The sequence below is a fragment of the Vibrio sp. 10N.222.48.A3 genome, assembly GCF_041475345.1.
GTDB classification, from domain to species: Bacteria; Pseudomonadota; Gammaproteobacteria; order Enterobacterales; family Vibrionaceae; genus Vibrio; species Vibrio tasmaniensis_A.
The window spans coordinates 968-2443 of record NZ_JBFRVX010001101.1; the positions used below are offsets into that span (position 1 = coordinate 968).

The 1476-nt window shown below is 45.5% G+C and carries 2 protein-coding genes; both read left to right on the forward strand.

The window, feature by feature from the left end:
- Window position 1 precedes the first annotated feature (1 nt).
- Window positions 2-1150, forward strand: coding sequence for an S-(hydroxymethyl)glutathione dehydrogenase/class III alcohol dehydrogenase (locus AB4653_RS23975; RefSeq protein ID WP_102258263.1), 1149 nt, complete (start codon window positions 2-4; stop codon window positions 1148-1150).
- Window positions 1151-1303: 153 nt separating this feature from the next.
- The coding region (locus AB4653_RS23980) for an alpha/beta hydrolase-fold protein (protein WP_372105496.1) at window positions 1304-1476 on the forward strand (173 nt) is incomplete at its 3' end.

The following is a 1476-nucleotide window of genomic DNA, read 5'->3' on the forward strand; positions in this document are numbered from 1 at the left end:
AATGACAATCGAAATTAAACCTGGTCAAACGCATATCAAATCAAAAGCAATGGTTGCATGGGCAGCTGGCGAGCCACTAAAAATGGAAGAAGTTGATGTACAACTTCCTAAAGCTGGTGAGGTTCTAGTTCGCATCGTTGCTACTGGTGTTTGTCACACTGACGCATTCACATTATCAGGTGACGATCCAGAAGGTATCTTCCCTTCAATCCTTGGTCACGAAGGTGGCGGTATCGTTGAGATGATCGGCGAAGGCGTTACAAGTGTTGAGATTGGCGACCACGTTATCCCACTTTACACAGCTGAATGTGGCGAATGTAAGTTCTGTAAATCTGGTAAAACTAACCTATGCCAAGCGGTTCGTGAAACGCAAGGTAAAGGCCTAATGCCAGACGGTACAAGCCGCTTCTCTATCAATGGCGAAACGATTTTCCATTACATGGGTTGCTCTACTTTCTCTGAGTACACAGTACTTCCAGAAATCTCTCTAGCGAAAGTAAGCAAAGAAGCACCACTTGAAGAAGTTTGTCTTCTAGGTTGTGGTGTAACAACAGGTATGGGCGCTGTACTAAACACAGCTAAAGTTGAAAAAGGCGACAACGTTGCTGTATTCGGCCTAGGCGGTATCGGTCTTTCTGCAATCATTGGTGCTCGCATGGCTGGTGCTGACCGCATCATCGGTGTTGATATCAATGAGAGCAAATTCGAGCTAGCAAAACAGCTTGGCGCGACTGACTGCATCAACCCAACTAAATTCGACAAACCAATCCAAGACGTTATCGTTGAGATGACAGACGGTGGTGTTGAGTACTCTTTTGAGTGTATTGGTAACGTAAACGTGATGCGTCAAGCACTTGAGTGCTGCCACAAAGGTTGGGGCGAATCAGTAATCATTGGTGTTGCGGGTGCAGGTCAAGAGATTGCAACTCGTCCATTCCAACTAGTGACTGGTCGTGTATGGCGTGGTTCTGCTTTCGGTGGTGTTAAAGGCCGCTCTGAGCTTCCAGAAATCGTTAACCGCTACATTGCAGGTGAGTTTGGTCTTCAGGAGTTCATTACTCACACTATGGGTCTGCAAGACGTAAACGAAGCATTCGACCTAATGCACAAAGGTGAATCTATCCGTACTGTTCTACACATGGATAAATAATTCTCCTTGGTCTCGATACTTAGGTGTCGAGGCCAAAGCTATAAATGAGAAGCAACAAACTGTCTTCACCACCTCCTGCCCGGTGGGTGGTGAAACTTTAAATGATATAGACATGTTATCCCCCAAAACCATCAACCTAACGGAGCACAATAGATGACAATCGAAAACATTAGCCAAGCAAAGGTTGCTGGTGGTTGGCACAAACAATACACCCACTTTTCTGCAACGCTTGACTGCAACATGCGTTTTGCGATTTTCTTGCCACCTAACGCAAGCAAAGAAAACCCAGTTCCTGTTTTGTATTGGTTATCAGGCTTAACCTGTAC

Coding starts and splice junctions, on each gene's coding strand:
- AB4653_RS23975 (WP_102258263.1), top strand. CDS start 2: ATGACAATCGAAATTAAACCTGGTCAAACGCATATCAAATCAAAAGCA.